This window comes from Streptomyces sp. SudanB52_2052 (genome assembly GCF_964272415.1).
GTDB classification, from domain to species: domain Bacteria; phylum Actinomycetota; class Actinomycetes; order Streptomycetales; family Streptomycetaceae; genus Streptomyces; species Streptomyces olindensis.
The window spans coordinates 7785865-7812672 of record NZ_OZ186796.1 but is presented as its reverse complement, the minus strand read 5'-3'; the positions used below and the strand labels follow the sequence as shown (position 1 = coordinate 7812672).

The 26808-nt window shown below is 73.0% G+C and carries 28 protein-coding genes and 1 riboswitch; of the genes, 14 read left to right on the top strand and 14 right to left on the bottom strand.

From position 1 onward, the window contains the following. The first annotated feature begins 14 nt into the window (after window positions 1-14). Window positions 15-1814 carry a serine/threonine-protein kinase gene (locus ACSUPV_RS35165; protein WP_382614226.1) on the top strand — a complete coding sequence of 600 codons (1800 nt, stop codon included), beginning with the start codon at window positions 15-17 and terminating at the stop codon, window positions 1812-1814. A gap of 13 nt (window positions 1815-1827) precedes the next feature. Beyond that, window positions 1828-2007: a hypothetical protein gene (locus tag ACSUPV_RS35160; protein WP_031114967.1), complete on the top strand. Its 180-nt coding sequence runs from the start codon at window positions 1828-1830 to the stop codon at window positions 2005-2007. 4 nt (window positions 2008-2011) lie between these two features. Here the strand turns inward: ACSUPV_RS35160 and ACSUPV_RS35155 are convergent, their stop codons facing one another. The 4 genes from ACSUPV_RS35155 to ACSUPV_RS35140 are packed head-to-tail and all read right to left on the bottom strand — an operon-like array spanning window position 2012 to window position 6059. Continuing rightward, window positions 2012-3226, bottom strand: a complete 1215-nt coding sequence (locus ACSUPV_RS35155; RefSeq protein WP_382614228.1) for a sensor histidine kinase — start codon at window positions 3224-3226, stop codon at window positions 2012-2014. Further along, on the bottom strand, window positions 3223-4938 hold the full coding sequence (locus ACSUPV_RS35150) for a cation acetate symporter (protein WP_031114969.1): 1716 nt from the start codon (window positions 4936-4938) through the stop codon (window positions 3223-3225). Before ACSUPV_RS35150 ends, ACSUPV_RS35155 begins: the two co-directional genes overlap by 4 nt. 9 nt (window positions 4939-4947) lie before the next feature. Continuing rightward, window positions 4948-5307, bottom strand: a complete 360-nt coding sequence (locus ACSUPV_RS35145; RefSeq protein ID WP_031114970.1) for a hypothetical protein — start codon at window positions 5305-5307, stop codon at window positions 4948-4950. Between the two features lie 2 nt (window positions 5308-5309). Then, window positions 5310-6059 (bottom strand): LytR/AlgR family response regulator transcription factor, encoded by a 750-nt coding sequence (locus tag ACSUPV_RS35140; RefSeq protein ID WP_037765645.1) that lies wholly within the window; start codon window positions 6057-6059, stop codon window positions 5310-5312. Between the two features lie 56 nt (window positions 6060-6115). Here ACSUPV_RS35140 and ACSUPV_RS35135 point away from each other — a divergent pair, with 56 nt between their 5' ends. The 5 genes from ACSUPV_RS35135 to ACSUPV_RS35115 all read left to right on the top strand — a co-directional run bounded on the left by ACSUPV_RS35135 (window position 6116) and on the right by ACSUPV_RS35115 (window position 12765). Next, on the top strand, window positions 6116-6604 hold the full coding sequence (locus tag ACSUPV_RS35135; protein WP_031114973.1) for an Lrp/AsnC family transcriptional regulator: 489 nt from the start codon (window positions 6116-6118) through the stop codon (window positions 6602-6604). A 155-nt stretch (window positions 6605-6759) separates the two neighbouring features. After that, a complete protein-coding gene (ddaH, locus tag ACSUPV_RS35130; protein ID WP_436949232.1) occupies window positions 6760-7590 on the top strand; it encodes a dimethylargininase in 831 nt (276 codons plus the stop codon). Next, on the top strand, window positions 7587-8849 hold the full coding sequence (gene rocD, locus ACSUPV_RS35125; RefSeq protein WP_037765639.1) for an ornithine--oxo-acid transaminase: 1263 nt from the start codon (window positions 7587-7589) through the stop codon (window positions 8847-8849). The genes ddaH and rocD overlap by 4 nt, the downstream gene beginning before the upstream one ends. A gap of 142 nt (window positions 8850-8991) precedes the next feature. Then, window positions 8992-11448 (top strand): SpoIIE family protein phosphatase, encoded by a 2457-nt coding sequence (locus ACSUPV_RS35120; RefSeq protein ID WP_436949231.1) that lies wholly within the window; start codon window positions 8992-8994, stop codon window positions 11446-11448. 66 nt (window positions 11449-11514) lie between these two features. Then, window positions 11515-12765 carry a PP2C family protein-serine/threonine phosphatase gene (locus tag ACSUPV_RS35115; protein ID WP_037765634.1) on the top strand — a complete coding sequence of 417 codons (1251 nt, stop codon included), beginning with the start codon at window positions 11515-11517 and terminating at the stop codon, window positions 12763-12765. Window position 12766: 1 nt separating this feature from the next. Here ACSUPV_RS35115 and ACSUPV_RS35110 read toward each other — a convergent pair whose 3' ends face one another. After that, on the bottom strand, window positions 12767-13222 hold the full coding sequence (locus tag ACSUPV_RS35110) for an RpiB/LacA/LacB family sugar-phosphate isomerase (RefSeq protein WP_031114980.1): 456 nt from the start codon (window positions 13220-13222) through the stop codon (window positions 12767-12769). A gap of 267 nt (window positions 13223-13489) precedes the next feature. On the opposite strand from ACSUPV_RS35110, the gene ACSUPV_RS35105 reads away from it, so the two are divergent. Then, window positions 13490-14209 (top strand): lysophospholipid acyltransferase family protein, encoded by a 720-nt coding sequence (locus ACSUPV_RS35105; protein WP_436949229.1) that lies wholly within the window; start codon window positions 13490-13492, stop codon window positions 14207-14209. Between the two features lie 58 nt (window positions 14210-14267). Continuing rightward, window positions 14268-15302 (top strand): NAD-dependent epimerase/dehydratase family protein, encoded by a 1035-nt coding sequence (locus ACSUPV_RS35100; protein WP_436949228.1) that lies wholly within the window; start codon window positions 14268-14270, stop codon window positions 15300-15302. Between the two features lie 51 nt (window positions 15303-15353). Here the strand turns inward: ACSUPV_RS35100 and ACSUPV_RS35095 are convergent, their stop codons facing one another. From ACSUPV_RS35095 to ACSUPV_RS35060, 8 genes are all read right to left on the bottom strand, one after another. Beyond that, on the bottom strand, window positions 15354-16955 hold the full coding sequence (locus tag ACSUPV_RS35095) for an alpha/beta hydrolase (RefSeq protein WP_436949227.1): 1602 nt from the start codon (window positions 16953-16955) through the stop codon (window positions 15354-15356). A 130-nt stretch (window positions 16956-17085) separates the two neighbouring features. Beyond that, window positions 17086-17886, bottom strand: a complete 801-nt coding sequence (locus tag ACSUPV_RS35090) for an urease accessory protein UreD (RefSeq protein ID WP_436949226.1) — start codon at window positions 17884-17886, stop codon at window positions 17086-17088. Next, complete coding sequence (gene ureG / locus ACSUPV_RS35085) at window positions 17850-18533, bottom strand: urease accessory protein UreG (RefSeq protein ID WP_382614241.1); 684 nt, start codon at window positions 18531-18533, stop codon at window positions 17850-17852. The genes ACSUPV_RS35090 and ureG overlap by 37 nt, the downstream gene beginning before the upstream one ends. Window positions 18534-18590: 57 nt before the next feature. Beyond that, a complete protein-coding gene (locus tag ACSUPV_RS35080; RefSeq protein ID WP_031114986.1) occupies window positions 18591-19265 on the bottom strand; it encodes an urease accessory protein UreF in 675 nt (224 codons plus the stop codon). Between the two features lie 13 nt (window positions 19266-19278). Further along, the gene (locus tag ACSUPV_RS35075) at window positions 19279-21000 is read right to left on the bottom strand and encodes an urease subunit alpha (RefSeq protein ID WP_037765623.1); all 1722 of its coding nucleotides are present in this window, start codon (window positions 20998-21000) and stop codon (window positions 19279-19281) included. Next, complete coding sequence (locus ACSUPV_RS35070; protein ID WP_436949225.1) at window positions 20993-21304, bottom strand: urease subunit beta; 312 nt, start codon at window positions 21302-21304, stop codon at window positions 20993-20995. Before ACSUPV_RS35070 ends, ACSUPV_RS35075 begins: the two co-directional genes overlap by 8 nt. A 10-nt stretch (window positions 21305-21314) precedes the next feature. Beyond that, the gene (locus ACSUPV_RS35065) at window positions 21315-21617 is read right to left on the bottom strand and encodes an urease subunit gamma (RefSeq protein ID WP_031114989.1); all 303 of its coding nucleotides are present in this window, start codon (window positions 21615-21617) and stop codon (window positions 21315-21317) included. Window positions 21618-21747: 130 nt separating this feature from the next. After that, the gene (locus ACSUPV_RS35060) at window positions 21748-22377 is read right to left on the bottom strand and encodes a TetR/AcrR family transcriptional regulator (RefSeq protein ID WP_031114990.1); all 630 of its coding nucleotides are present in this window, start codon (window positions 22375-22377) and stop codon (window positions 21748-21750) included. A 108-nt stretch (window positions 22378-22485) separates the two neighbouring features. Here ACSUPV_RS35060 and ACSUPV_RS35055 point away from each other — a divergent pair, with 108 nt between their 5' ends. Continuing rightward, window positions 22486-23481 carry an ABC transporter permease gene (locus tag ACSUPV_RS35055; protein WP_436949224.1) on the top strand — a complete coding sequence of 332 codons (996 nt, stop codon included), beginning with the start codon at window positions 22486-22488 and terminating at the stop codon, window positions 23479-23481. Between the two features lie 149 nt (window positions 23482-23630). Here ACSUPV_RS35055 and ACSUPV_RS35050 read toward each other — a convergent pair whose 3' ends face one another. Then, on the bottom strand, window positions 23631-23921 hold the full coding sequence (locus ACSUPV_RS35050; protein WP_031114992.1) for a type II toxin-antitoxin system Phd/YefM family antitoxin: 291 nt from the start codon (window positions 23919-23921) through the stop codon (window positions 23631-23633). 90 nt (window positions 23922-24011) lie between these two features. Here ACSUPV_RS35050 and ACSUPV_RS35045 point away from each other — a divergent pair, with 90 nt between their 5' ends. The 4 genes from ACSUPV_RS35045 to ACSUPV_RS35030 all read left to right on the top strand — a co-directional run bounded on the left by ACSUPV_RS35045 (window position 24012) and on the right by ACSUPV_RS35030 (window position 26692). Beyond that, window positions 24012-24647 (top strand): ATP-dependent Clp protease proteolytic subunit, encoded by a 636-nt coding sequence (locus ACSUPV_RS35045; RefSeq protein WP_436949222.1) that lies wholly within the window; start codon window positions 24012-24014, stop codon window positions 24645-24647. 7 nt (window positions 24648-24654) lie between these two features. Continuing rightward, entirely contained in the window at window positions 24655-24963 is a 309-nt protein-coding gene (locus tag ACSUPV_RS35040) for a hypothetical protein (protein ID WP_037765613.1), read from the top strand. Window positions 24964-25331: 368 nt separating this feature from the next. Beyond that, window positions 25332-25512, top strand: a riboswitch (cyclic di-AMP (ydaO/yuaA leader). 3 nt (window positions 25513-25515) lie between these two features. Next, complete coding sequence (locus ACSUPV_RS35035; RefSeq protein WP_031114995.1) at window positions 25516-25989, top strand: C40 family peptidase; 474 nt, start codon at window positions 25516-25518, stop codon at window positions 25987-25989. A gap of 79 nt (window positions 25990-26068) precedes the next feature. Then, window positions 26069-26692 (top strand): DUF6328 family protein, encoded by a 624-nt coding sequence (locus ACSUPV_RS35030; protein ID WP_037765611.1) that lies wholly within the window; start codon window positions 26069-26071, stop codon window positions 26690-26692. Window positions 26693-26808: the final 116 nt, after the last annotated feature.

Below are 26808 nucleotides of genomic sequence, written 5' to 3'. Positions count from 1 at the left end.
TCGGGAGGCACCGGATGTCCTCAGGATCAGCGACGTCGGGAGCGGGCCGGGTCATCGCCGGCCGTTATCTGCTGCTGCACCGGCTCGGCAGCGGCGGCATGGGGCACGTCTGGCTGGCCCACGACCAGAGACTGGCCTGCGAGGTCGCGCTGAAGGAGATCGTGTTCCGCGACCCGGCCGAGGCGCGTCACGAGCGGGAGGCACGGGTCGCGCGGGCCCGTGCGGAGGCCCGGCACGCTGCCGGGCTGCGCGGTCACCCGCACGTGGTGACGGTGCACGACGTGCTGGAGCACGAGGGCCTGCCGTGGATCGTCATGGAGTACGTGACGGGCGCCGTCGACCTGCGGGAGCTGGTGGCCCGGCGCGGACCGCTCGCCCCGGCCGAGTGCGCCCGGGTCGGCCTCGCCGTGCTGGACGCGCTGACCGCCGGGCACGAGCGGGGCGTGATGCACCGGGACGTGAAGCCGGCGAACATCCTCCTCGCGCCGGACCGCACGGGCGCGCCCCACGGGCGGGTCCTGCTCACCGACTACGGCATCTCGGTGCAGCCGGACGCCGGTGAGACGCGGTACACCAAGGCGTCCGTCCTGGTCGGCACGGCGGGGTATCTGGCGCCGGAGCGCGCGTCCGGCGGCTCGCCGACGCCCGCCGCGGACCTGTTCTCGCTCGGCTGCACGCTGTACTTCGGTGTCGAGGGCCGCAGCCCCTTCGAGCGGGAGTCCCAGGTGGCGGCGCTCACCGCGGTGGTCATGGAGGAACCGCGCCCGCCGGTGCGGGCCGGCGCGCTGGAGCCCGTGCTGCGCGGACTGCTCGCCAAGGATCCTGACCTGCGGATGACCGCGCCGGAGGCGGAGGCCGCGCTGTCGGGGCTCGTCGCGTCCCGGTCCGAGGCGTACGAGCGGACCAGGACCGATCCCGGGTCGCCGTCCCCCTGGGAGGCGGGGGCCGGGCCGGGCGGCCTCGTACCCGTCGTCGCCGCGTCCGGCGCGCGGCGGCGCAGGCGCTCCTCCGCCCTCCGGGCCGTCGCCGCCTGCGGTCTCGGGCTGGCCCTCGCCCTGGGCGGCGTCTGGTACGCGCTGGGCGACCGCGCGGACGGCGAGGCGGTGACGCCGTACGGAGACGCCGTCGGGCTGGGGAAGCCGCTCGCGGAGGGGGACTGCGTGCTCGCCGACTGGCCCGGCGGGAGCCGCTTCGCCGGCACGCCCCGGCTGACCCTGGACCCGACCTGCCGGGACAAGGCGCCCGACGGGCAGGTGCTGGGATTCGTCGGGGCCGCCTCCGTGGCGGAGGCGCGGACGCTGGGTCCGGCCCGGTGCGAGGAGCGGACGCGGGAGCTGCGGGACCGGCTCGCCGATGTCCGCGGCCACGCCGTCGTGCCGAGCGGCGCCGGGTTCGAGGCCGCCGGGCGGCGGACCGCCTGCCTGGTGCTCGGCGCGCACGGGCCGCTGTACGGGCCGCTCGGGGAGCGGCGTAGGTTCGGTACGCCGTTCGCCGACACCGCGACCATGCAGAAGCGCGACTGCCTGGACGTCCGTTCGAACCGGGAGGTGCGGCTGGTGCCCTGCGGCGGACGGTACGACGAACAGGTGCTCGGGTTCACCCGGCTGGGCGCCGACGTGACGCTCGCCGAGGCCCGGACCTCATCGGACGCCGCGTGCGCGCGGGACGTCGCCCCGCGTGACTACGGCTTCGATCCGTCCGTCTACGAAGCCGGTTCGTGGACCAGCGAGGGTCCCTGGAAATCCGGTACTCATGTCGTCGTGTGCACCGTCAGGAGGCAGAACGGGGGCACCATGGAGGGGACCGAACCATGAGGAGGGTGTTGCGATGCCCGGTTCCACGAACGGTTCAAACTCGACGAAGACCATGGGAGTGCTCACCGTCGGCGGCCTCGTCGTGGTGACGGCCTACACGGTGGCGCTCGGCAGCAACGGCTGGCTGTGGTTCGGCTGGATCGTGCTGGGGCTGATCACCCTCGGGATGGTGGTCACCACGAAGAGCACCTGAGGGTTCACTCCCGCGTCAGCCGGCCCGCCGAGTGCACGCCCGGCTGGTACTTGGGGAGCCGCACGGTGATCTTCATGCCCGCGCCCGTGGCGGTCTCGATGACGAGGCCGTAGTCGTCGCCGTAGACCTGACGGAGCCGGTCGTCGACGTTGGACAGGCCGATGCCGCCCGAGGGGCTGGCCTCGCGGGCGAGGATGCGGCGCAGCAGCTCGGGGTCCATGCCGGCGCCGTCGTCCTCGATGACGACGAGGGCCTCGGCGCCCGCGTCCTGTGCGGTGATCTGGATGTGGCACTTGCCCGAGGAGACGGCCTTGCCCTCCAGGCCGTGCTTGACGGCGTTCTCGACGAGCGGCTGGAGGCACAGGAAGGGCAGGGCGACGGGCAGGACCTCCGGTGCTATCTGGAGGGTGACGGAGAGGCGGTCGCCGAAGCGTGCCCGGACCAGGGCCAGGTAGTGGTCGATGGCGTGGAGTTCGTCGGCGAGGGTGGTGAAGTCGCCGTGCCGGCGGAACGAGTAGCGGGTGAAGTCGGCGAACTCCAGGAGCAGTTCGCGGGCGCGCTCGGGGTCGGTGCGGACGAAGCTCGCGATCACCGCGAGCGAGTTGAAGATGAAGTGCGGGGAGATCTGGGCGCGCAGCGCCTTGATCTCGGCCTCGATGAGGCGGGTGCGGGACTGGTCGAGGTCCGCCAGCTCCAGCTGGACCGAGACCCAGCGGGCGACCTCGCCCGCGGCCCGCACCAGGACGGCGGACTCGCGGGGCGCGCAGGCGACCAGGGCGCCGTGGACGCGGTCGTCGACGGTGAGCGGGGCGACGACCGCCCAGCGCACCGAGCAGTCGAGGCTGTCGCAGGTGAGTGCGAAGGCCTCGCCGCGGCCGGTGTCCAGGGCGCCGGCGAGGCGTTCCATGATCTCGCTGCGGTGGTGGGCGCCGTCGCCGTCCCAGACCAGCACCTGTTTGCGGTCCGTGAGGCAGAGGGCGTCGGTGCCGAGCAGGGAGCGCAGCTTGCGGGCGGATTTGCGGGCGGTCTCCTCGGTCAGGCCGGCCCTGAGCGGGGGCGCGGCGAGGGAGGCGGTGTGCAGGGTCTCGAAGGTGGCGTGCTCGACGGGGGTGCCGAGGCCGGCGAGGCTCTTGGCCCGGGCGGTGCGCCGGCCCAGCCAGACGCCGAGGGCCAGGACCGGGAGGACGGCGACGCACAGGCCCGCCAGGAAGTCGCTCACGCCGTCACCTCCGTGCGCAGTTCCTCGGGCAGGTGGAAGCGGGCCAGGACGGCCGCCGTGCCCGGCGGGACGCGGCCGGGGGTGGCCAGGGAGACCAGGATCATGGTGAGGAAGCCCAGCGGCACCGACCACAGGGCGGGCCAGGCGAGCAGGGCGTGCAGGGCGGCGCCCTCGCCCGGATAGCCGGCCATGGTCGCGGCGACGGCGAGCAGGGCCGAGCCGCCGCCGACCAGCATCCCGGCGGCCGCGCCGGGCGGGGTGAGCCGCCGCCACCAGATGCCCAGGACGAGCAGCGGGCAGAACGAGGACGCCGACACGGCGAAGGCGAGACCGACCGCGTCCGCGACGGGGAGCCCGCCGACCAGGACGCTCGCCGCCAGGGGCATCGCCATCGCGAGGACCGTGCCGAGCCGGAAGTGCCTGACGCCCCGGGACGGCAGGACGTCCTGGGTGAGGACGCCCGCGACGGCCATGGTCAGGCCGGAGGCGGTGGACAGGAACGCGGCGAAGGCGCCGCCCGCGACCAGCGCGCCCAGGAGATCGCCGCCCACTCCCCCGATCATCCGGTCGGGCAGCAGCAGGACGGCCGCGTCGGGGTCTCCGGTGAGGGTGAGTTCGGGGGCGTAGAGGCGGCCCAGGGCGCCGTAGACGGGGGGCAGGAGGTAGAAGGCGCCGATCAGGCCGAGGACCGCGACGGTGGTGCGGCGGGCGGCGACGCCGTGCGGGCTGGTGTAGAAGCGGACCACGACGTGCGGCAGGCCCATGGTGCCGAGGAACGTGGCGAGGATCAGCCCGTACGTGGCGTACAAGGGGCGTTCCGCGCGGCTCTCGGCCTGGGACGGGGAGAGGTCGCCGCCGCCGCCGCGCTCGGCCGCGGGGACGGTCGCGCCCTCGGCGAAGGTGAGCCGGGTGCCGCGTTCGATGTGGTGGGTGCCGGCCGGGAGGTCGAGGCGCGTGTCGGTGTGGGCACGGCCGTCGACGGTGCCGGTGACCGTGACGGTCAGCGGTCGGTCCAGTTTCAGGTCGACGCTGTCGTCGACGCGGACCACGCGCTGTTCGCGGAAGGTGGCCGGTTCGTCGAAGGCGTGCCGCGGGGCGCCGTCGCTCTGCCAGGCGAGGATCAGGAACAGGGCGGGGACGAGCAGCGCGGTGAGCTTCAGCCAGTACTGGAAGGCCTGGACGAAGGTGATGCTGCGCATGCCGCCGGCGGCGACGGTGGCGGTGACGACGACGGCGACGATCACGCCGCCGAGCCAGTCGGGCGCCCCGGTCAGCACCGTCAGGGTGAGTCCGGCGCCCTGCAGCTGGGGCAGCAGGTACAGCCAGCCGACGCCGACGACGAAGGCCCCGGCGAGTCGCCGTACGGCCTGGGAGGCGAGGCGCGCCTCGGCGAAGTCGGGGAGGGTGTAGGCGCCGGAGCGGCGCAGCGGGGCGGCGACGAAGAGCAGCAGGAGCAGGTAGCCGGCGGTGTAGCCGACCGGGTACCAGAGCATGTCGGGGCCCTGGACCAGGACCAGGCCCGCTATGCCCAGGAAGGACGCGGCGGAGAGGTACTCGCCGCTGATGGCGGCGGCGTTGAGGCGCGGGCCGACGGTGCGGGAGGCGACGTAGAAGTCGGAGGTGGTGCGGGAGATGCGCAGGCCGAAGGCACCGACCAGGACCGTGGCGACGACGACCAGGGCGACGGCGGGGACGGCGTAGCTGGAGTTCATGGGCTGGGTTCAGCGGTCTTCGACGAGGCGGACGAAGTCACGCTCGTTGCGCTCGGCGCGGCGGACGTACCACCGGGCGAGCAGGACGAGGGGGAGGTAGAGGCCGAAACCGAGGACGGCCCACTCCAGGCGGCGGGCGTCGGGCATGGCGGCGAACAGCAGCGGGAGCGGGCCGACGAGCAGGCCGAGGATCGCGAGGACGGTGAGGGCGGCGCGCAGCTGGGTGCGCATCAGGGAGCGGACGTAGGTGTGGCCGAGGGTGGTCTGCTCGTCGATCTCCGTGCGCGGGCGGTAGTAGCCGGAGGCGCGCCGGGCCTGCCGGGGCGGGCCGGTGACGACGACGCGGCGTTCGGTGTGGTCCTGGGGCACCGTCACGGCCTCCTCATGAGCAGCTCGCGCAGTTCGCGCGTGTGGCGCCGGCTGACCTGGAGCTCCTCGGAGCCGACGAGGACGCTGACGGTACCGGCGTCGAGGCGGAGCTCGCCGATGTGGCGCAGGGCGACGAGGTGGCGGCGGTGGATGCGGACGAAACCGCGGGAGCGCCAGCGCTCCTCCAGGGTGGACAGCGGGATGCGCACCAGGTGGCTGCCCTTGTCCGTGTGCAGGCGGGCGTAGTCGCCCTGGGCCTCGACGTGGGTGATGTCGTCGACGGCGACGAACCGGGTCACGCCGCCGAGCTCGACGGGTATGTGGTCGGGGTCGGGTTCGCTCACGGGTATGCGGGGCGTGGCTCCGCGCAGCTCGGCGGCCCGGCGGACGGCCTCGGCGAGGCGTTCCTTGCGGACGGGCTTGAGGACGTAGTCGACGGCCTTGAGGTCGAAGGCCTGCACGGCGAAGTCCTCGTGGGCGGTGACGAACACCACGAGCGGCGGGCGGGCGAAGCCGGTGAGCAGCCGGGCCAGGTCGAGGCCGTCGAGGCCGGGCATCTGGATGTCGAGGAAGACGACGTCGATCGCCTCGGGCCCGCCGGGGCCGGATTCCAGGGCGCGGTTGATGCGGCGCAGTGCCTCGGTCGCGTCGCCGGCGCCCTCCGCGCTGCCGATGCGGGGATCGGCCTGCAGCAGGTAGAGCAGTTCCTCGAGCGAGGGGCGTTCGTCGTCGACAGCCAGGGCGCGCAGCATGAAGGTGGAGTGTAGGGGCGATCCCCCCTGTCCGGACACGTGGATACAGTGCCCGCATGAACAGCAGGTCGTCCGCGCCGTTCGACGAACTCGACCGGAAGATCATCACCGCGTTGATGGCGAACGCCAGGACGTCGTTCGCCGAGATCGGCACGGCGATCGGGCTGTCGGCCACGGCGGTCAAGCGGCGGGTCGACCGGCTGCGCGAGACGGGCGTGATCACCGGGTTCACGGCCACGGTGAAGCCGTCGGCGCTGGGCTGGCGCACGGAGGCCTACGTCGAGGTGTACTGCGAGGGCGCGGCCCCGCCGCGGCGGCTGGCCGAGGTCGTGCGCGACTACCCGGAGATCACCGCGGCGATGACGGTGACCGGCGGCGCGGACGCGCTGCTGCACGTGCGGGCCCGGGACGTGGAGCACTTCGAGGAGGTGCTGGAGCGGATCCGGCAGGAGCCGTTCATCCGGAAGACGATCAGCGTGATGGTGCTGTCCCATCTGCTGCCGGACAGTCCGGAGGCGGGAGCCAGCCAGCCGGCGCCCCAGTAGCTCCCGGGCGGCGCAGCGTACGTGCGCTGACCGGCCGCAAGACGCAGCGTTCCTGCGCGCACGCGCAACCTTTGTTTCTTGCTCGTCCCTCCGTCAGTTCCTACCGTTGGGTCAACCCCCAGTCACACACCGTGAGGAAGCGGAGGGACCCCTTCGTGCCCGACTCCCGTGTGCCGCGCCGGCGGCGCTACCTCGTCTGCGAACCCAGACACTTCGCCGTGCAGTACGCGATCAACCCGTGGATGCACCCCGACGAACCCGTCGACGTCATCCGCGCCCTGGACCAGTGGCAGGCGCTGGTCGACACCTACCGTGCCCACGGCCATACCGTGGACACTGTGAAACCCGTTCCCGGCCTGCCCGACATGGTCTTCGCCGCGAACGCGGCGGTCGTCGTCGACGGCCGCGTCTTCGGCTCCCTCTTCCACGCGCCCGAGCGCCGTCCCGAGTCCGTGCCGTACGAGGCGTGGTTCAAGACGGAGGGCTACGAGGTGTACCACCCCGAGTCGGTGTGCGAGGGCGAGGGCGACATCGTGCCGGCCGGCCGCTGGATCCTGGCCGGGACGGGCTTCCGCACGACCCGGGAGGCCCACAACGAGGTGCAGGAGTACTTCGGTGTGCCGGTCATCGGCCTGACGCTGGTGGATCCGTACTTCTACCACCTGGACACGGCGCTGTTCGTCCTCGACGAGGGGCCCGACGGGAACATCGCCTACTACCCCGAGGCGTTCTCGCCGGGCAGCCGCGAGGTGCTGGCCCGGCTGTACCCGGACGCGGTGCTCGCCACCCGCGAGGACGCGATGGCGTTCGGGCTCAACTCCGTCTCCGACGGGCGCCACGTGTTCATCTCGCCCGGGGCGACGGACCTGGCCGGGCAGCTCGCCGACCGTGGCTACGTCCCCGTCCCCGTCGACCTGTCCGAGTTCCGCAAGGCCGGTGGCGGCATCAAGTGCTGCACCCAGGAGATCCGGGAGATCCGCTCATGACCGCACCCGTCCGCACGCAGGGCTCGCAGGAGACCCCCGCCTCGCCACAGCCCCGCGGCTCCGAGGAGCTCATCCGCGCGGAGGAGCCGGTCCTCGCGCACAACTACCACCCGCTGCCCGTGGTCGTCGCCCGCGCCGAGGGCACCTGGGTGGAGGACGTGGAGGGCCGCCGCTACCTCGACATGCTGGCCGGCTACTCGGCCCTCAACTTCGGCCACCGGCACCCGGCGCTGATCGAGGCGGCCCACCGCCAGCTCGACCGGCTGACCCTGACCTCGCGGGCCTTCCACAACGACCGGCTCGCGGAGTTCGCGGAGCGGCTGGCCGCGCTGACCGGGCAGGACATGGTGCTGCCCATGAACACCGGCGCGGAGGCGGTGGAGAGCGGCGTGAAGGTGGCCCGCAAGTGGGCCTACGACGTCAAGGGCGTCCCGGCGGACCGGGCCACGATCGTGGTGGCGGCGGACAACTTCCACGGCCGGACGACGACGATCGTCAGCTTCTCCACGGACGAGACCGCCCGGGCCGGCTTCGGGCCGTTCACACCGGGGTTCCGGGTCGTGCCGTACAACGACCTGGCCGCGCTGGAGGCGGCGGTCGACGAGACGACGGCCGCGGTGCTGATCGAGCCGATCCAGGGCGAGGCCGGGGTGATCATCCCGGACGACGGCTATCTGGCCGGCGTGCGCGAGCTGACCCGCCGCGAGGGATGCCTCTTCGTCGCCGACGAGATCCAGTCCGGGCTGGGCCGGACGGGCGGCACGCTGGCGGTCGAGCACGAGTCGGTGGTGCCGGACGTGGTGCTGCTGGGCAAGGCGCTGGGCGGCGGCATCGTGCCGGTGTCGGCGGTGGTCGGGCGCCGGGAGGTGCTCGGGGTGCTGCACCCGGGCGAGCACGGCTCGACGTTCGGCGGCAACCCGCTGGCGGCGGCGGTCGGCACGGCGGTGGTCGAGCTGCTGGAGACGGGCGAGTTCCAGCGCCGGGCGGCCGAACTGGGCGTGATCCTGCGCGACGGCCTGGCGGGGCTGGTCGGCAAGGGCGTGGTCGGCTTCCGCTCGCGCGGCCTGTGGGCGGGCGTCGACATCGACCCCGCGCTCGGCACGGGCCGCGAGATCAGCGAGCGCCTCATGCGGGAGGGCGTCCTCGCGAAGGACACCCACGGCTCGACGATCCGCCTGGCACCGCCGCTCACCATCACCGGCGAGGAACTCGAGGGAGCGCTCGGGGCCCTGGAGAAGGTACTCGGGCAGCGGAGCTGACGCCCACGGGCCGGGCGGGCACCCGCTCGGCCCCCGTACCGCCCTCCACCGAGCAGCCCCGCCCAAGCCGCCCCCTCCCGCAGGAAGGGTGAAGATTGGTGCAAGAGGTGGTAGACCACTCTCAGCGACAGAGAGGTCGGCCGTGGGCGCACACGAGGAGTACGGCGTTGGCCGGCAGCGGTTCGACGTGGCCGACGCCGCGCCCCTGTTGCTCGATCCGCAAGGCGTGGTGACGGGCTGGACCGGCGCCGCCCGGCTGCTGCTGGCGTACCCGGCGTCCGAGGCGGTCGGCAGGAAGCTGGCCGACCTGCTGACCGCCGAGGACGCGCAGCGCGTGCCGGACCTGGTCGAGCGGTGCCGCAGGAACGGCGGCTGGACGGGGCTGCTGACGGCCCGCCGCAGGGACGGGCAGCCGGTGCGCGTCATGACCCGGATCACCGCGGCCGACGAGGCCCACGGCGGCTCACGCTGGCTGGTGCTGCTGTCGGAGCTGGCCGACGCGCCCGGCTGGGACATGAGCCGCACGGTGCTGGAGCGGATGGTGTCCGACGCCCCGGTCGGGATCGCGATCGTGGACACGGACCTGCGGTTCGTGTGGTCGAACGCCGCCCTGGAGCAGTTCGGCGGCGGACCGGCGCCCCGGCGGCTGGGCCTGCGTCTCGCGGACGTCCAGCCCGGCATGGACGCCCAGGCGGTCGAGGCGCAGATGCGGCACGTGCTGGAGACCGGCGAGGCGGTGGTCGGGTACGAGCACGTGGGCCAGATCCGGTCGGCGCCGCTGCGCGAGACGGCGCACATGCTGTCCTTCACCCGGCTCGAGGACGACCGGGGCCGCCCGATCGGCGTGTACTACACGGTCGTCGACATGACCGAGCGGCACCGGGCCCGGCAGCGGCTGGCGCTGCTCGACCGGGCCGGCCAGAGCATCGGCCGCAGCCTGGACCTCGTGCGCACCGCGCAGGAACTGGCCGACGTGGCGGTGCCGGGACTGGCCGACTTCGTCACCGTGGACCTGCTGGAGACGGTGCTGCGGGGCGCCGAGCCGGCTCCGGGGCCGCTCGCGGACACGGAGCCGCCGGCGCTGCGCCGGGCCGGACACCGGTCCACGGAGGACGACCTGCCGGAGACCGGAGTGGCGATCGGCGACGGCGTGGCCTACCTAGCCGGGTCGCCCCCGGCCCGTTCCCTGGCCACGGGACGGTCCTGGCGTGCGGAGCGACTCGATCCGCCGGCCCGGGAGTGGGCCACGGACGTCCCGGGCGACCGGGGGGCCGCCTTCCTGGAGCCGGGCCCGCAGAGCGCGATGACCGTGCCGATCCGGTCACGCGGGACCATCCTGGGCGTCACCTCCTTCTTCCGCGGCGACCGCCGTGAGCCCTTCGACGAGGAGGATCTGCGCCTGGCCGAGGACCTCGTCGCCCGCGCGGCCGTCTGCGTGGACAACGCCCGCCGCTACACCCGCGAGCGCGACGCCGCGCTCGTCCTCCAGCGCAGTCTCCTCCCCCACCGGCTGCCCGAGCAGGACGCCGTCGAGGTGGCCGCGTGCTACCGGCCGGCCGACGAGCTGACCGGCCTGGGCGGCGACTGGTACGACCTCATCCCGCTGTCCGGGGCACGCGTCGCGCTCGTCGTGGGCGAGGTCCCCGGGCACGGCATCGACGCCGCCGCGGCCATGGGGCAGCTGCGGACCGCCGTGCGGACGCTGGCCGCGCTGGACCTGACGCCCGAGGAGGTGCTGGCCCACCTCGACGACCTGGTGGCGCGGTCGGCGCGGGAGGAGGGCGTCGAGCCGGGCGCGGCGGGCACCGGCAGCGGGCAGTCCGTGGGCTCCGGGTGCCTGTACGTCGTCTACGACCCCGTCGACGGCCAGTGTGCGATGGCCGCCGCGGGCCATCCCGCGCCGGCCGTGGTCCTGCCCGACGGTTCGGTCACGTTCATCGATCTCCCGCAGGGGCCGCCGCTCGGCGTGGGCGGCCCGCCCTTCGAGGCGGTCGAGCTGTCCCTGGCGGAGGGCAGCACGCTGGCGCTGCACACCGACGGGCTGCTGGCCCGTGGCGAGACCTGGGCGGTCGACACGGGCCGGGAGCGGCTGCGCAGGGCGCTGGAGCGGGCGGGGCCGCTCGATTCCTACTGCAGGGCTGTGGTCGACGCGCTGGTCCCGGCGCGCCCGTACGACGACGTGGCGCTGCTGATGGCCCGGACGAAACGTCTCGGCGCCGACCAGGTCGCGGCCTGGGACCTGCCCTGCGACCCGGCCGTCGTCGCCGAGGCCCGCCGCACGGCCACCCGGCAGCTGTCGCGCTGGGGTCTGGAGGAGCTGGTCTTCACCACGGAACTGGTGGTGAGCGAGCTGGTCACCAACGCCATGCGGTACTCGGAGGGGCCCATCCGGCTCCGGCTGATCCGTGAGCGGGCCCTGGTCTGCGAGGTCTTCGACGGCGGCGCGACGGCGCCCCATCTGCGCCACCCCCGCACGACGGACGAGGGCGGGCGCGGCCTGCTGCTGGTCTCCCAGCTCACCCAGCGGTGGGGCACGCGGTTCATCCCCGACGGGAAGATCATCTGGGCCGAGCAGGCCCTGACGGATCTCCTGGAGTGACGTCGGGCTCCGCTTCGTACATACCGTGGGAAACTGGTGTGATCCCGGCGGCGGGAGGCGGCAGCCATGGCGGAGACGGCGATCGACTACGCGGCGGTGTTCCAGGCCCTGCCCGGCATGGTGGCACTTCTGACGCCCGAGCTCGTGTACGCGGACGTGAACGAGGAGTTCGTCCGCGTCTCGGGCCGCTCCCGCGAGCAGCTGGTCGGCCGCTATCTGTTCGACGTCTTCCCGGACAACCCCAACGACCCGGCCGCGACGGGCATGCGCAACCTGGAGGCCTCGCTCTACCGCGTCCTGGCCACCGGCGAGCGCGACACCATGGCCCTCCAGCGCTACGACATCGAGGACCCCGAGCGCCCCGGGGAGTGGGAGGAACGTTACTGGAGCCCGGTGAACGCGCCGCTGCTCGGCCCCGACGGGAAGGTGGCGCTGATCGTGCACCGCGTCGAGGAGGTCACGGAACTGATCCGGGCCCGGGGCCGCTCCGGCGGGAGCCGGGCGGGCCGGAACAGTCGCGCGCGGGTGCTGGAGGCCGAGCTGTACACCCGCGCCCGTGAGCTGCAGGAGCTGAACGAGCGGCTGCGCCTCGCGCACTCCCGGGAGCGTCAGGTGGCGCTGGCGCTGCAGGAGGCGATGCTGCCCGCGGGCCGCCAGGTCCGCCACCACCATCGGGCGGCCGTCCGCTACCGGCCGGCCGTGGGCGCGCTCAACGTGTGCGGGGACTGGTACGACCTGGTCGACCTGGTGGGCGGCCACCGGATCGGCGTGTCCGTGGGCGACGTGGTCGGGCACGGGCTGGCGGCCGCCGGGGTCATGGGCCAGCTGCGCAGCGCGCTCAGCGCGGCCTCCCGGGTCGCCGAGGGCCCGGCGCAGGCCCTGGACGTGCTGGGGCGCTACGCGAACGTGGTCGACGGCGCCGAGTCGGCGACCGCGGTGACGACGTTCGTCGACTTCGACGGGAACACCGTGACCTACAGCAGCGCCGGTCATCTCCCGCCGGTGCTGGTCCACCCCGACGGCCGCACCGAGTTCCTCGACCGGGCCACCGACACACCGCTCGACGCCCGCCCCGACCCGATTCCCCGGCCCCAGGCGGACACCACGTTCACGCCGGGCGCCACCCTGGTGCTCTACACCGACGGCCTGGTGGAACGGCGCCGTGAGGACATCGACGTGGGCCTGGCCCGGCTGGCCGACGCCCTGCGCCGCCACCGGGACCAGGACCCGGAGACCCTGGCCGACACCGTGCTGCTGGAGCTGCTGCCGCCCGGCGGCGCCACCGACGACACGGCGCTCGTCATCGTGCGGCTGTGACCTACCCGCGGGTCCTGCCGTGGTCGAGCAGCCGGACGCGGTCCACGTTCTGCCGGTCCTCGGCGTCCGCGCTGGGCTCGCCGCCGAACCACGCGTCGAGGATCTCCTTCAGCAGCGGCTCGGACGTCAGGCGCAGGCTGAGCGCCAGCACGTTGGCGTCGTTCCAGCGGCGGGCCCCGTCGGCGGTGTAGGCGTCCGTGCACAGCGCCGCCCGGACGCCGGGCACCTTGTTCGCGGCGATCGACGCGCCCGTGCCCGTCCAGCAGCACACCACGGCCTGGTCGGCCGTCCCGTCGGCGACCTCCCGGGCCGCGGCCTCGGAGCAGACCGCCCACTGCGGGTCGTCCCCGGGGCGCAGCGCGCCGTGCGGGCGCACCTCGTGCCCCCGGTCGCGCAGCGCGGCCACGAGGGAGCGGGCGACGGGCTCGTCCATGTCCGAGGAAACAGAGATCCGCATAGGTCGCAGGGTACTCGGCGGGGCCCCGGAGCGCCGGTCACCCGTACGGAGCAACACGTCGGCCCCGCTGCCTCACCAGCCGCAGGAGCACCACCGCACACACCCACCCTGACTGACCGTCAGTCAATCGGCAAAGGATCTGTGCGGTACGGGTGCACGAGGTGCCCGGTGGCTCCGCCTGCACCTACACTGGCACCCCACGACATGCCGGTTGACCTGCTGGAACGCGGCGGTTGAGTCCACCGCGAGAGTCGAGGAGCGCCCGCTTTGTTCTATTACCTGCTGAAATACGTGCTGCTGGGCCCGCTGCTGAGACTCGTCTTCCGGCCTCGCATAGAAGGCCTGAAGCACGTGCCGTCGGAGGGCGCCGCCATCATCGCCGGCAACCACCTGTCGTTCTCGGACCACTTCCTGATGCCCGCGGTCCTCAAGCGGCGCATCACCTTCCTGGCGAAGGCCGAGTACTTCACCGGGCCGGGCATCAAGGGCCGGCTGACCGCGTCCTTCTTCCGCAGCGCGGGGCAGATCCCGGTCGACCGCTCCGGCAAGGACGCGGGCCAGGCCGCGATCCGCGAGGGTCTCGGCGTGCTGGGCAAGGGCGAGTTGCTGGGCATCTACCCCGAGGGCACGCGCTCGCACGACGGGCGGCTCTACAAGGGCAAGGTCGGTGTCGCGGTGATGGCCCTGAAGGCCGGGGTCCCGGTCGTGCCCTGCGCCATGATCGGCACCTTCGAGGCCCAGCCGCCCGGCAAGGTGATCCCCAACATCCACCCCGTGGTGATCCGCTTCGGCGAGCCCCTCGACTTCTCCCGGTACGAGGGCATGGAGAACGAGAAGGCCATCCTGCGCGCCATCACGGACGAGATCATGTACGCGATCCTCTCGCTGTCCGAGCAGGAGTACGTCGACCAGTACGCGGCCGTCGTGAAGGCCGAGGAGGCCGCCGCCGCGAAGGAGCGGAAGTTCCCCCGCATGCCCCTCAGTTGAGGTCTGCTGTCGGCAGAACCCCGTGACCCGGCACGCCCCGGCGCCCTACGGTCACGGCATGAGACGTGCTGTGGTGATCGGAGCCGGTGGACAGATCGGGCGGCCGGCGGTGGCGGCGCTGGCGCGGGACGGCTGGGAGGTGACGGCCGCCTCGCGCGGCGGAGGCAGCGCCGGGGACTGGCCCGACGGGGTACGCACGGAGCGGCTGGACCGCGAGGACGACGCGGCGCTGGCCGCGCTGATCGGCGACGGCTGCGATCTGGTGGTCGACGTGGTCGCCTACGGGGCCCGGCACGCCCGGCAGTTGACGGCCCTGGCCGACCGGATCGGCTCGGCCGTGGTCGTGTCCACCGTGTCGGTCTACGAGGACGGCAAGGGCCGGGGCTTCGACACGATGGAGGAACCGGACGGCTTCCCGGAGTACCCCGTGCCGATCGGAGAGGACCAGCCGACGGTCCCGCCGGGGGACGCCACGTACAGCACCGGCAAGGCCGCCCTGGAGCATGAACTCCTCGCGGCGGGCGACCGGTTGCCCACCACGCTGCTGCGCGCGGGCGCGATCCACGGTCCCCGCAGCCCGCTCCCCCGCGAGCTGTACTTCGTGAAGCGGAACCTCGACGGCCGGCGCAGGCGCGTGGTCGCCCACCGGGGCGAGAGCCTGTTCCACACGGCGGCCGCCCGGAACATCGCCGAACTGATCCGGCTGGCGGCGGCCCGGCCGGGCTCACGCGCGCTCAACGCCTGCGACCCGCAGCCGCCGACGGTGTCGGAGATCGGGGCGGCGATCGACGCGGTCATGGGCGTGGAGACGGAGACCGTCCTGGTGGACGGGCCGGCACCGGCGCCGTCCGTGGGCCGTACGCCCTGGTCGACACCACGGCCGGTGGTGTGCGACATGTCCTCGGCGGAACGGGAGTTGGGCTACCGGCCGGTCGTCTCGTACGCCGACAGCCTGCCGGAGACGGTCGACTGGCTCACCCGCCGGCTCTCCGCGCAGGACTGGCGGGAGGCGTTCCCCGCTCTCGCGCGGGTCTACCCGGACCTCTTCGACTACGCGGCGGAGGACGCCTGGTTCACAGCCCGGGAGACATGACGAAGGGGCGGCCGGTGCTCCGGCCGCCCCTCGCCACCGTACGGCCGACGACTACGGCTTCGGCGTGGCGTGCGGCGCGCAGGTCACGTCCGCGCCGTCCAGCTTGCCGGTGAGCAGGTAGCTGTCCACCCGGGTGTTGATGCACGGGTTGACCAGGCCGGTGACGCCGTGGGAGCCCGCGTCCTTCTCGGTGATCAGACGGGAGCCCTTGAACCGCTTGTGCAGTTCGACGGCACCCTCGTACGGGGTGGCCGCGTCCCGCTCGGACTGCACGATCAGCACCGGCGGCAGGCCCTTGCCGGTCTTCACGTCCAGCGGCGTCTGCTGCTTGACCGGCCAGGTGGCGCACGGGAGGTTCATCCAGGCGTTGGCCCAGGTCATGAACGGGTGGTCCTGGTGGAGCCGCGTGTTGTCGCGGTCCCACCGCTGCCAGCTGGTGGGCCACTTGGCGTCGGCGCACTCGACGGCCGTGTACACGGCGTTGCCGTTCTCCGCGGAGGCGTTGCCCGCGGTGTCCGACAGGTCGGGGGCGGCGGCGTCGATCAGCGCCTGGGTGTCCCCGGCGACGTACTTGCTGAAGACCGAGGCGACCGGCGCCCACCGGGAGTCGTAGTACGGGGCGCTCTGGAAGAAGGAGATCAGCTCGGCCGGGCCGACGACGCCGCCGAGCGGGCTCTTCTTCGCGGTGGCGCGCAGCTTCAGCCACTGCTGCTGGACCTCGGCGCGGGTGTCACCGAGGTGGTAGGTCGCGTCGTTCTTCGCGACCCAGTCCTGCCAGTCCTTCCAGCGGCCCTCGAAGGCGACGTCCTGGTCCAGGTTGGCCTGGTACCAGATCTTCTCCCGGGACGGGTTGACGACGCTGTCGACGACCATGCGGCGCACGTGGCCAGGGAAGAGGGTGCCGTAGACGGCGCCGAGGTAGGTGCCGTAGGAGACACCGAGGAAGTTGAGCTTCTTCTCGCCGAGGGCGGCGCGGATGACGTCGAGGTCGCGCGCGGTGTTCGGCGTGGTCATGTGCGGCAGCATCCAGCCGCTGCGCTCGTAGCAGCCGTCGGCGTACTCGCGGGCCAGCTTGCGCTGGGTGAGCTTGTCGGCCTCGGAGTCGGGCACCGGGTCCATCTTGGGCGCCTTGACGAACTCCTGCGGGTCGACGCAGGAGATCGGCGTCGACTTGCCGACGCCGCGTGGGTCGAAGCCCACGAAGTCGTAGGCCTTGGCCGCATTGGCCCAGAGCGGGTTCTTGCTGGTGACCCGGGCCGGGAAGCGCAGTCCGGAACCGCCGGGGCCGCCGGGGTTGTAGAGGAGCGCGCCCTGCCGCTCGGCCTTCGTGCCGGTGTTGCCGATGCGGTCGACGGCGAGCTTGATCTGCTTGCCGTACGGCTTGGCGTAGTCGAGCGGCACGGTGACGTACCCGCACTGGATCGGCTTGGCCAGGTTCCAGTCGGCGGGGCAGTCCTGCCAGTCGATGCCGGCCTTCGCCGCCCGGGCCGCCGCGATGGCGGCGCCCCGGGCCTCGCGGTCCTGGCCGGGGCCGCTGCCCGCGCTCGCGTTGGCCGTGGGCGCCGCGACGGCGCCGGCTATCAGCGTGGCCGTGACGAGCGCGCCGGCCGAACCGAGCGCCGCCACCCGCCTCTTCGGTCTCGTACCCCTCAAGTGGGACCTCCCCGTACAGAGTTGCGATCAGTACGGGGGATCCTCTCGGCTGTGAGGTGTCCGAGAACAGGGGGTGGTGACCTTCTTTGCCAATCCGATAAACGGAGAACCGCGTCTGTTCTACGGACGGCTATCCGAGAGAGGCCAGGGCCTCGTCGAGCAGCCGCCGCAGCCGGAGGGCGTCCGGCGCCACGGCGGTCACCAGCGCGGCGGGCCCGGCGAGCGGCATGAGGGCGGCCCCCTCCCCCAGGGACCGGACGGGCACCGGCTCGGCGGCGAACTCGGGCCGCACGACGACGAGTTGTCCCACGGCCCGGTGTCCCGCGAGCACGGCCGGACCGTCCCAGCCGCCCGGTGCGCCGGGACCGCACGCCAGTTCCTGGTCGAGCACCACCCGGTCGGCGACCCGCACGGTCAGCCGGCTCGTCAGCCGTCCGGGTTCCTCACCGGACCGCCCGAGCACCTGCTCCTCGCGCAGGACCAGCCGAGCCGTGGCGGCGAGTTCGACGCGGGTCGCGACATACAGGTCGCTGCCGTGCGCCGAGATCAACTGCTCGGGCAGCCAGTGCAGTTCGGCGTGGTCGGCGACCTCGAGCCGCACGTCGTAGTGTGCCTCGCCCTTCGCCTGCCCGGGCAGTGCGATGGTGGCGGCGGCCGATCCGACGGACAGCCGGGCCCCCTCCTCCACCCGGGCCTGCACGGTGAAGTGGTCACCGCCCAGGGGTCCGCTCATCGCCCCGACCAGCATGACCCGCGCCTCGCTGCCGCCGGCCCGGGTGCGGCGCAGCGCCAGGGGGCCGTCGCTCTCCAGCACGGGCAGGGAGGTCCCGCCCCGTCCGTCGTCGCGGGCCAGGATCCTCGCGACGGACCGCACCCCGGCGGAGCCGCTCACGCTCAGGCCGCCCAGGCGGCGAGCTGCGCGCGCACCCACGCCGCGACGTCGGCCACCCCGGCCTCGCTGCGCAACGACTGGAAGACGACCGGGAGTTCCGCCCGCTGCGCCTTGGCGTCGGCGGCCATGCGGGCCAGGTCGGAGCCGACGTACGGGGCGAGGTCGGTCTTGTTGACGACGAGCAGGTCGGCGGTGGTCACGCCCGGTCCGCCCTTGCGGGGGATGTCATCGCCCCCGGCCACGTCGATCACGAAGATCTGCGCGTCGACGAGCCCCTTGGAGAAGGTCGCGGTCAGGTTGTCCCCGCCGGACTCCACGAGCACCAGGTCCAGCGGCCCCACGGCGTCCTCCAGGTCCTCCACCGCTTCGAGGTTGGCGGAGATGTCGTCCCGGATCGCGGTGTGCGGGCAGGCCCCCGTCTCCACGGCGGTGATCCGCTCGGGCGGCAGCACGGCCTCCCGGAGCAGGAACTCGGCGTCCTCCCGGGTGTAGATGTCGTTGGTGACGACGGCGAGGGACAGCTCGTCCCGCAGCGCCCGGCAGAGGGCGGCGACGGTCGCGGTCTTCCCGGACCCCACGGGCCCGCCGAGGCCGATGCGCAGCGCGCGGCGGCTGCCGTCGGCCCGGTGTGCGTCGGCACCGACGGCGGCCGGTCCGTCATGGCTGTGACTGTGGTCGAGGTGCATGTACGGCTCCTGCTTTCTTGTCCGACTGATTCGACGAGGTGGGCGACGGGCCGCCGGCTAGGAGGCGAACAGCCGGACGGGCCACCCGGCGTGCGCCTCCGCCCCGATCTCCAGCAGGGGCGCCGACCCCGCCGGCAGGGCGTCGACTCCTTCGTCGACGACTCGGCGTGCCGCCTCCACCGCCCGGTCCGCGACCCGGTCCATCTCCGGCGCCAGCCGGGCCAGCACGCCCGTCGCGTCGAAGGGGTCCAGGCTCAGCAACCGCACCGTCGCCGTGGCCGGTCCGCCGACGCTCTCGTACGCCGCGCAGTACGCCGCGTCGACCGGCCCCAGCCCCGCCGCCCGGGCCGCCAGCCCGAGCACCACCGGCTGATGGGCGCCCTTGGGGAACTCCCGGCCCAGGGCGTCCAGTTCTGCGGACGGCCAGGTCGACCGGGCGGCCCGCATCAGCTGCCGCCCCAGCTTGCGCGCGGCGAGCCGCAGCGCGGGCGAGGGCGTACGGGCGTCCGCGGCGCGGTCCAGCGCGACGGGGTCGATCCCGAGCGCCGCGGCCGCCGACAGAGCAGCCGCCACCAGCCCGGCCGTGTGCAGCCGTCCCCGGCAGAAGTCCGCGAGGCTCGCCGCCCCGCTGATCCGCCCGGCCTTCACCGCCTCCTCGGCCCCGCCGGAGTGCGCGTGCCCGCCGGCGGGGAAGCGGCCGTCGGCCAGGACGAGAAGCGCCGCGCGCGACATCGCAACCCCGCCTTCAGAAGAGGAAGTACCGCTGGGCCATGGGCAGTTCGGCCGCCGGCGACGCCTCGATCAGCTCCCCGTCGACGTGCACGGCGAAGCTGTCGGGGTCGACCCGTACCTCGGGCCGCGCGTCGTTCTCCCGCATGTCGGCCTTGGTGACCCGGCGCGTCGACTCGATCGCCGTGAACCGCTTGCCGAGGCCCAGTCGCTCCGGCAGCCCGTCCTCCAGGGCGAGCGGCGCCACGAAGTTGACGGAGTTGGACGCCGGCGCCCGGCCGATCGCCCCGTACATCGGCCGCGGCAGGACCGGCTGCGGGGTCGGGATGGAGGCGTTGGCGTCGCCCATCTGCGCGTAGGCGATCTGCCCGCCCTTGATGACGAGCTGCGGCTTGACGCCGAAGAACGCCGGCTCCCACAGGACCAGGTCGGCCAGCTTGCCGCTCTCCACCGACCCGATCTCGCGGGCCAGGCCCTGGGCGAGGGCGGGGTTGATCGTGTACTTGGCGACATAGCGGCGCACCCGCCGGTTGTCGGCCCGTCCGTCCCCGGGCAGCGCGCCCCGCCGCCGCTTCATCACGTGGGCGGTCTGCCAGGTCCGCATGACGACCTCGCCCACGCGCCCCATGGCCTGGGAGTCGGAGGAGATGATCGAGATCGCGCCGAGGTCGTGCAGCACGTCCTCGGCGCCGATCGTGGACGGCCGGATCCGGGACTCGGCGAAGGCCAGGTCCTCCGGCACGGCCGGGTTGAGGTGGTGGCACACCATCAGCATGTCGAGGTGTTCCTCGGCGGTGTTGACGGTGAACGGCCGGGTCGGATTGGTCGAGCTCGGCAGCACGTACGACTCGGAGACCACGGTCATGATGTCCGGCGCGTGGCCGCCGCCCGCGCCCTCGGTGTGGTATGCGTGGATGCCCCGCCCGGCGATCGCGGCGAGCGTGTCACCGACGAACCCGGCCTCGTTGAGGGTGTCCGTGTGGATGGCGACCTGGATGCCCGTCTGGTCGGCGACGGTCAGCGAGGCGTCGATGACGGCCGGGGTGGAGCCCCAGTCCTCGTGCAGCTTCAGACCGAGCGCGCCGCCCCGGATCTGCGACAGCATCGCCTCGTGGGAGACGGTGTTGCCCTTGCCTAGCAGGCCGATGTTGAGGGGGTACGCCTCCATGGCCTCCAGCATCCGGGCCAGGTGCCAGGGGCCGGGGGTCACGGTGGTCGCCTTGGAGCCCTCGGCCGGGCCGGTGCCGCCGCCGACGAGGGTCGTGATGCCCGAGGACAGCGCCTCGTCGGCGATCTGCGGGCAGATGAAGTGCACGTGCGCGTCGATGGCGCCGGCCGTGAGGATCCGCCCGTTGCCGGCGATGATCTCGGTCTCCGGGCCGATGACCAGGTCCGGGTGGACGCCGTCCATGGTGTCGGGGTTGCCGGCCTTGCCGATGCCGGTGATCCGCCCGTCGCGGATGCCGACGTCTGCTTTGACGATGCCCCAGTGGTCGATGATCACCGCGCCGGTGATCACGGTGTCCGGGGTGCCCTCGGCACGCGTGGCACGCGCCTGTCCCATGGACTCGCGGATGACCTTGCCGCCGCCGAACACGGCCTCGTCACCGGCGCGTCCGGGACCACCGGAACGATCCTCCTCGATCTCGACCAGCAGGTCGGTGTCGGCGAGCCGGATCCGGTCGCCGGTCGTCGGGCCGAACAGGTCGGCGTACGCGGCACGCGAGATCTCAGGCATCGAGGGCACCTCCGGTCTCCCCGCGCAGGCCGGGCACGACCCGGGCGCCGCTGAGCGGAACGAGTTCGACGTCGACGGGGATCCCGGGCTCGAAACGCACGGCCGTGCCGGCGGCGACGTTCAGCCGCTTGCCGCGCGCGGCGGCGCGGTCGAACTCCAGACCGGGGTTGGCCTCGGCGAAGTGGTAGTGGGAGCCGACCTGGACGGGGCGGTCGGCTGCGTTGAGGACGGTGAGCCGGGTGACGTCACGGCCCTCGTTGTAGGCAATCGGGTCGTCGGCGAAGAGGGTCTCTCCGGGGATCATCGGGGCCCTCTCAGACGATCGGCTCGTGGACGGTGACGAGCTTGGTTCCGTCCGGGAAGGTGGCCTCGACCTGGACGTCGTGGATCATCTCCGGGACACCCTCCATGACGTCGTCCCGGGTGAGCAGCTTCCGTCCGGAGGCCATGAGTTCGGCGACGGTCCGGCCGTCCCGGGCGCCTTCGAGAATGTGCGACGTGATGAGGGCGACCGCCTCGGGGTGATTGAGCCTGAGCCCACGGGCCCGGCGCTTCTCGGCCACGTCGGCCGCCACGTGGATCAGCAGCCTCTCTTGCTCGTGCGGGGTCAGTTGCACGTCCCACCTCACAGTCCTCGCTCCGGACCGTGCGGGGCCCGGTTGCCGCAACCCCCGGGGAAAACCCCTGGTGGCGTGGCGGCAGGCTAATTGGACCGGGTTTCAGGCACGTTAACCGAGCTGTGATCCCTCAGGCGCCCGCGCGCGGGTCCCGCATGCGCATCAGCGCCCGGACTCCGTCCCCGAGGGTCTGCGGGGGCAGTTCCCCGAAGACGGCCATCTGGGCGGCGAAGCCCTGCGCGAGGGCGATCATCACCCGCGCCATGGCGTCGGCGTCGACGTCCTCGGGGATCAGATCGGCGGCCCGGTAGCCCTCCACCACCTTCGCCCAGCCCGCGCGGACACGGTCGTAGCCGGCGTGGATGACGGCGGCCAGGTCATCGTTGCGCACGGTCTCCGTCCAGGCCTGGAGCATGAGGCGGGGGAAGATCCACTCGCCGTCCTGCACGACGCCGGGCCTGACCTCCTTCAGGGTGGCGAGGAGGCTGGGGATCATCTCGTCGGGCAGCGGCGGCGGGCTCTGCTCGGCCGCGCTCTCGAAGACGCCGCCCACCACCTCCAGCACCTCGCCGACGATCGCCTCGATCAGCTCGTCCTTGCCGCTGAAGTACCGGTAGACCGCGCCGGCGGAGAGGCCGACCTCCTTCAGCACGTCCTGCATGGACGTGGCGTGGAAGCCGTTGCGGGCGAAGCAGAGCGCGGCGCCGTCGAGGATCTGGCGGCGGCGGGCGTCGAGATGTTCCTGGGACACGCGAGCCATGATCCCCAAAGTAAAACGAATATTCATTCTTGACAAGGAGTCCCGGCCGGAGCACCGTGGAAGCAGAGAAAAACGAACGATCCTTCTTTTTAGCGATCCGGAGACCTCATGCCTTCCACCAGCACCCGCCACGTGATCGCGGTCGTCGTGCTCGTCCCCGTTCTCGCGGCCCTGGCCCTGTGGGCCTTCGCCTGGCCGGCCGCCCGCACCGCGCCCCGCGACCTGCCCCTGGGCATCGCGGGACCACCAGCGGCGACCGCCCAGGTCGAGCGGCAGCTGGAGCGCCACGAGGGCGCGTTCGAGATCCACCGCTACGCCGACGAGGCCGCCGCCCGGGACGCGATCGAGGACCGGAGCGTGTACGGGGCGGTGGTGGTCACGCCCGAGGGCCCCGAACTGCTCACCGCTTCCGCCGCGGGGCCGGCCGTGGCGCAGTTCCTCCAGCAGGCCGTCGCGCAGCAGGCCTCCGCCGGGGGCACACAGGTCAGGACGGTCGACGTCGTACCGGCCCCGGCGAGCGATCCGCGCGGCGCGGCACTGAACGCCTCCGTCCTGCCGCTCGCCCTGGCCGGCATCGCGGCGGGCGCCGTGGTCACGAGGCTGGGGTTGCGCGGCGTCCGGGCCGTGACCGCTCTGCTCGGCGCGTCCGCCCTGGTGGGCGTGGTCGCGACCGGGATCGCGGACAGCTGGCTCGGGGTGCTCACGGGCGACTGGTGGGCGGAGGCGGCCGTGCTCGGCCTGTCCGCGCTGGCCGTCAGCGGCACCGTCGCCGGACTCGCCGCCCTGGCCGGCACCGCCGGGATGGGGATCGCGGCGGCCGTGGTGATGCTGCTCGGCAACCCGTTCTCCGGCGCGCCGTCGGCACCGCGGATGCTGCCGGAACCGGCCGGCGCGATCGGCCAGTGGCTGCCGCCCGGCGCGGGGACGACCCTGCTGCGCTCGGTGGCCTACTTCGACGGCGCGGCGGCGACCGGCCCCGCCCTGACCCTGACCTGGTGGGCGGCGCTGGGCCTGTGCGCCGTACTGCTCGGAGGTTCGCTCAGGGCGCGGAAGGAGAGCGGCGCCCCCGCGGCCGACGCACGCGGCCTCGCGGCCGTCGGCTGAGCCGCCGCACCGCAAGGACGGCCGCGCACCCCCGCTGTAGCGGACGGGGGTGCGCGGCCTTTTCGTCCGCTCGTCCGGGATGCCCGGGTCGCTGACCGCGCCGGACCGGTCCTCCGATCGCGTGCCCGGACCACGCCGGGCCGCCCGCCCTACGCCGGGCCGCCCGCCCTCCGGTGCTCCGCCGCGATGCCGAACCGCTGCTGTTCGCGAGGAGCGGAAGCGACCTCGCGGACCGTGGAGACGGCGCTGATCACCTGCTCCTCGGCGGGCTCCGCCGACTCCGCGAGTTCCTCGAGTCGCCGCAGGTCATCGGCCGAGACGAGGGCGACGAGAGGCTTGCCGTGCCGGGTGACGACGACGCGTTCGCCGCCGTACACCACGCGGTTGATCAGGTCGGCGAGTTCAGCCCTGGCTTGCGTCACCGGAATCTCGTAGGCCATGCACCCATCATAACGTCACGTACGTCCTGTACATTTTTTACAGAGACAGCCGTCGCCGGAGACGGCTCTGCCCGCGAGGAGGGGTTCGCCATGACCCGACCGTCCGCCCGCTACGTGCTGCCCGAGTTCACCGAACGCACGGGGTCCGGGCACCGGACGATGGATCCGTACTCCAAGCTGCTGGAGGGGCGGATCGTCTTCCTCGGCGCGCCGGTGGACGAGACGTCGGCGAACGACGTGATGGCCCAGTTCATGTACCTGGAGCACCAGGCCCCGGACCGCGACATCGCGCTCTACATCAACTCCCCCGGCGGCTCCTTCCACGCGATGACCGCCATCTACGACACGATGCGCTACGTCACCTGCGACGTGGAGACGGTCTGCCTCGGCCAGGCCGGGGCCGCCGCCTCGGTACTGCTGGCCGCGGGCACACCCGGCAAGCGATCCGTGCTGCCCGGCGCGCGTCTGGTGATCCATCAGCCGTCGCTGCCCGAGCCGGTCCACGGCCAGGCCAGCGATCTGGCGATTAAGGCCGACGAGTTGACGCGCATCCGGACGCGCATGGAGGAGATGCTCGCGCGGCACACGGGCCGCACCCGGGAGCAGGTCGGCGCGGACATCGAGCGGGACAAGATCCTCACCGCCCAGGAGGCGGTGGAGTACGGCCTGGTGGACCGGATCCTCCCCAACCGCGAGGCCACCCTGGCCGCGCCGACCGGACGGTGAGACTCCGGTGCTGCCGCCCGAACTGCCGCCGCTGCCCGCGCTGACCCGCGCCGAGGCGGAGTTGATCGACCGTTACCTCGATGTCGTCGATCTGCTCGGCCGGATCAACCCGGCGCTGCACGGCGACACCTACCGCGGACTGCGCGCCGCCCAGGCCCTGGTCGGCAAGGCGACCGCGCTACGTGACGCGTTGGCCCTGATGCACCAGCGGGGCGAGACGGAACTGCACGCCGGCACGCTGGCCCGGGCGCTGCGAGTGCTGGACGGTGAGCGGCGCACGGCCAGGCTCACCCTGCCGCCCGAGTCCGTCAGTTGACGCGGATCCGACGGCCCGGACGTCCGCCCTGTCGACGGAGCGTCCGGGCCTGAGTCGAAACGGGCCGAACGACGTACCCCTGTTCGGAGTAGACGGGGATCCTTTTTTTGGGCCCCCACAGTTGCGCAACGCGCGTAGCCGTGGGGCGGAATGGGACATTCCATGCCTGGTCCGGCGGTCCGCGGAGCTGTCGACGGTGGCTCGAACACAGACGTGTCCACCCGAACGGGTGAGTGGTGAGTAACAACACAAATCCCCGGTTCGGTTGGGATTTCCGGACAACGATGAGTCAAGATCCCTGTCTGACGACAAGCCCCCGCCACAACGGCGGGGCGATCCGGGCGGACGCCGAGTCCTGCCGCCGCCCGGATGACCGGTCGACGGAAGTGGATCGGCAGGAGTGGAGGACCCAAGCACGACGGGTCGCCGGGACGGTCACGCCATGACCGGGCCCGAGCAGCCCTTGGGGTGAAGCCGCGTCAGCGGCCGGGCAACTTCGCCAGCCCGAATCCGACAGGTCATCCTTCACAGGCGGCTGACGAAGGGTTGCGCATGACTGCGCTCAATCGTGTCCCGTCGCTCATGGTCCGGGCCGGTACGGCCTCGGCCCTCACCATCGCCGCGGTGGGCGGCTCGATCGTGGCCCCCGGCTTCTCCTCGGAGGCCGCGGCAGCCACGCATGCGACGAAGGCACTCCAGATCGCGGCCTCGAAGAAGGGCTCGCCCTACAAGTACGGGGCCACCGGGCCGCACCGGTTCGACTGCTCCGGGCTGACGCTGTACTCGTTCAAGAAGGCCGGCAAGAAGCTCCCCCGCACGGCCGCCCAGCAGTACAACAAGACCCGTCACATCTCCGCCAAGAACCGCAAGGCGGGGGACCTGGTGTTCTTCCACTCGGGCAAGAGCGTGTACCACGTCGGTATCTACGCGGGTAAGAACAAGCTCTGGCACGCCCCGAAGACCGGGGACGTGGTGCGGCTGCAGAAGATCTGGACCAAGAGCGTCTGGTACGGGCGCGTGAAGTAAGCGCCCGGCGTGCGGCGGCGTCCTGACGCGCCGCCGCACGCCGGAGCGTGATACGGGCTCAGGTGGTTACCCGTCACCCATGGCCGAGCACCGTCCCTGCACCGCACGCAACGAGACGCCGCTGCAGCGCGCCGACCGCAACTTCGTCGAGCTGCTCCAGGAACTCCGCGTCACCCAGACGGGCGTACAGATCCTCTTCGCCTTCCTGCTGTCGCTCGCCTTCACCTCGCGCTTCGAGGACCTCGACACGGTCCAGCGCGTCACCTACGTCATCACGCTGCTGCTGGCGGTCCTGGCCGCGGCGCTGTTCACCGCGCCGGCCGCGCTGCACCGCTCGCTCTTCCAGCAGGGCGCCAAGCCGCGCATCGTGCAGGTCTCCTCGCGCCTGGCCACCACCGGCCTGGTGGTGCTCGTGTTCGCGTTCAGCGGTTCCGTCCTGCTGGTGGTCGATGTGACGACCGGCCGGGCCGGCGGCATCGCGGCGAGCGCGGCAACCTTCCTGGTCTGTGTCGGCCTGTGGGGGCTGCTCCCCCGGCTGGTCCGGCGAGCGGGCCTGCGCGACGAGCCCGCCGGGCCGGCGGAGGAGCCGGCGTCGCCCCGGTCTGTCCCCGTCAGGGTTCCGGCGCAGCTGCGGGACACCGTCAGGCAGCCGTCGACGCCGCCGGGAACGGCACGTCGGGAGACGTCGACGCGACGCCGGTGACACGGGCGGTGTCGGTCGGGGCGGGGCCGGGCCGGCCGGGCCGGGCCGGGCCGACGAGCGTCGGGGCGGCGAGCGTCGGACGGCGCGTCCAAGGCGACGAGCGTAGGGCGGCCCGT

Excerpts from the sequence above, each read along its gene's own strand:
- ACSUPV_RS35110 (WP_031114980.1), bottom strand. The coding sequence starts at position 13,222 with ATGCGGATCTCTGTTTCCTCGGACATGGACGAGCCCGTCGCCCGCTCC.
- ACSUPV_RS35080 (WP_031114986.1), bottom strand. The coding sequence starts at position 19,265 with ATGTCGCGCGCGGCGCTTCTCGTCCTGGCCGACGGCCGCTTCCCCGCC.
- ACSUPV_RS35075 (WP_037765623.1), bottom strand. The coding sequence starts at position 21,000 with ATGCCTGAGATCTCGCGTGCCGCGTACGCCGACCTGTTCGGCCCGACG.
- ACSUPV_RS35050 (WP_031114992.1), bottom strand. The coding sequence starts at position 23,921 with ATGGCCTACGAGATTCCGGTGACGCAAGCCAGGGCTGAACTCGCCGAC.
- rocD (WP_037765639.1), top strand. The coding sequence starts at position 7,587 with ATGACCGCACCCGTCCGCACGCAGGGCTCGCAGGAGACCCCCGCCTCG.
- ACSUPV_RS35035 (WP_031114995.1), top strand. The coding sequence starts at position 25,516 with ATGACTGCGCTCAATCGTGTCCCGTCGCTCATGGTCCGGGCCGGTACG.
- ACSUPV_RS35160 (WP_031114967.1), top strand. The coding sequence starts at position 1,828 with ATGCCCGGTTCCACGAACGGTTCAAACTCGACGAAGACCATGGGAGTG.
- ACSUPV_RS35150 (WP_031114969.1), bottom strand. The coding sequence starts at position 4,938 with ATGAACTCCAGCTACGCCGTCCCCGCCGTCGCCCTGGTCGTCGTCGCC.
- ACSUPV_RS35140 (WP_037765645.1), bottom strand. The coding sequence starts at position 6,059 with ATGCTGCGCGCCCTGGCTGTCGACGACGAACGCCCCTCGCTCGAGGAA.
- ACSUPV_RS35070 (WP_436949225.1), bottom strand. The coding sequence starts at position 21,304 with ATGATCCCCGGAGAGACCCTCTTCGCCGACGACCCGATTGCCTACAAC.
- ACSUPV_RS35115 (WP_037765634.1), top strand. The coding sequence starts at position 11,515 with ATGGCGGAGACGGCGATCGACTACGCGGCGGTGTTCCAGGCCCTGCCC.
- ACSUPV_RS35165 (WP_382614226.1), top strand. The coding sequence starts at position 15 with ATGTCCTCAGGATCAGCGACGTCGGGAGCGGGCCGGGTCATCGCCGGC.
- ACSUPV_RS35060 (WP_031114990.1), bottom strand. The coding sequence starts at position 22,377 with ATGGCTCGCGTGTCCCAGGAACATCTCGACGCCCGCCGCCGCCAGATC.
- ACSUPV_RS35030 (WP_037765611.1), top strand. The coding sequence starts at position 26,069 with ATGGCCGAGCACCGTCCCTGCACCGCACGCAACGAGACGCCGCTGCAG.
- ACSUPV_RS35055 (WP_436949224.1), top strand. The coding sequence starts at position 22,486 with ATGCCTTCCACCAGCACCCGCCACGTGATCGCGGTCGTCGTGCTCGTC.
- ureG (WP_382614241.1), bottom strand. The coding sequence starts at position 18,533 with ATGCACCTCGACCACAGTCACAGCCATGACGGACCGGCCGCCGTCGGT.
- ACSUPV_RS35045 (WP_436949222.1), top strand. The coding sequence starts at position 24,012 with ATGACCCGACCGTCCGCCCGCTACGTGCTGCCCGAGTTCACCGAACGC.
- ACSUPV_RS35135 (WP_031114973.1), top strand. The coding sequence starts at position 6,116 with ATGAACAGCAGGTCGTCCGCGCCGTTCGACGAACTCGACCGGAAGATC.
- ACSUPV_RS35100 (WP_436949228.1), top strand. The coding sequence starts at position 14,268 with ATGAGACGTGCTGTGGTGATCGGAGCCGGTGGACAGATCGGGCGGCCG.